At 69.7% G+C, this 1,551-nt stretch carries 1 protein-coding gene; it reads right to left on the bottom strand.

The features are described 5' to 3' along the window. Positions 1–68: 68 nt before the first annotated feature. Positions 69–1,286: an IS110 family transposase gene (locus ACGFYV_RS37515; RefSeq protein ID WP_393883028.1), complete on the bottom strand. Its 1,218-nt coding sequence runs from the start codon at positions 1,284–1,286 to the stop codon at positions 69–71. Between the last annotated feature and the right edge of the window lie 265 nt (positions 1,287–1,551).

The raw sequence follows: 1,551 nt of genomic DNA, 5'->3' as shown, positions 1-1,551 counted from the left end.
GGGGGGGTGCCTCTATGTCCTTCGTCAAGGCGCCCCTGTCGGGTGTGGTGTGGTTCGGGGTGCTGGGGTTATGCGGCGAGCTCGACGTCCTTCGGTGTCCGGGATTCGTAGAAGGTGCCGTCGCGGAGCATGGCGAACAGGACGCTGATGCGTTGGCGGGCGAGGCGGAGGAGAGCTTGGGTGTGGGTCTTGCCGCGGGCTCGTTGCTTGTCGTAGTAGGCGCGGGAGGCCGGGTCGGCGTTCATGCAGGCGAAGGCGGACAGGAACATCGCCCGTTTGAGCTGGCGGTTGCCGCCGCGGGGTGCGTGTTCGCCGTGGATCGAGGTCCCGGACGATTTGGTGGTGGGTGCGAGTCCGGCGTAGGAGGCGAGGTGGGCGGCGGTGGGGAAGCTGGTGCCGTCGCCGACGGTGACCAGCAGGACGGCGGCGGTCCTGACGCCGACGCCGGGCATCGACGTCAGGACCGGGGAAAGAGGGTGGGCCTCCAGAAGCGTGTTGATCTGGGCTTCCATCGCCCGTCGCTGGGTGTGGACGGCGGCCAGGGACACGGCCAGGGAGGGGATGACGATGTCCAGGGTGCCGGTGCCCGGGACGACGACGGTCTGCTCGTCGAGCGCGTCGAAGACGTCGTCGATCAGCCGCTGAGCCATGCGTGGGGCTTTCGGGCGGATCAGCTCGACGAGTCTGCGGCGGCCGGCCTTGCGCAGGGCGGCCGGGGAGCCGTATCGCTCCAGCAGCCAGGTGATGGCCTGGTGGTCGAGGCGCGGGCCGAGGACGCGTTCGAGGCTGGGGTGGAACTGGGTGAGCAGGCCGCGTATCCGGTTGGAGGTGCGGGTGGCCTCGGCGGCAAGGTCCTGGTCGAAACCGACGAGCACGGTGAGTTCGGCGGTGATCTCGTCGGTCAGTTCCAGGGATCGCAGGGTGTGCGGCATGGTGCGGGCCGCGTCCGCGATCACGGCCGCGTCGCGGGCGTCGGTCTTGGCCTCGCCGGGGTAGAGGTCGGCGATCCGCCGCATCGCCAGGCCGGGCAGGTAGGCGACGCGGCAGCCGGCATCGCGGGCGACGGTCAGTGGCAGGGCGCCGATCGAGGCGGGTTGGTCCACGATGACCAGGACGGTTCCGAACTTCGCGGCAAGTTTGTCGAAGACGGCCCGCAGCTTCGGCTCGCTGTTGGGCAGCGGCTTGTCGAAGACCTTCTTCCCTGCCGGAGTCAGCCCGTGGCCGTGATGAGCAGACTTGCCGACGTCCAGCCCGAGGAACACGCCCACGTCTTCGATCTCGAACATCGCGCCCTTTCCAGGATGTTGACGGTGCCGGCCGCGGCTCGGGTGTCGTGCTCGCGCATCCACGTTATGCAGACCTGCCGCCCGCGAACCGCCCGGCGTTGCGCCGGACCGGACGGTGGCCGGACCTCTGATCAGCGTCTCCGACGAACACCCCCGAGCCCGGTGAACACCACCCCCCAGGTCATCTCGGACAGGGGGACCAAGTCATGCCGGGCCCGGAGGCCAGCGGCCCCGTTGCGGAGCCGTGGAGAACATAACGGGGGCG

It is taken from the genome of Streptomyces sp. NPDC048297 (genome assembly GCF_043201585.1).
In the GTDB taxonomy this organism is placed as follows: domain Bacteria; phylum Actinomycetota; class Actinomycetes; order Streptomycetales; family Streptomycetaceae; genus Streptomyces.
The sequence above is the reverse complement of the archived record's forward strand: the minus strand, read 5'-3'. Positions and strand labels throughout refer to the sequence as shown.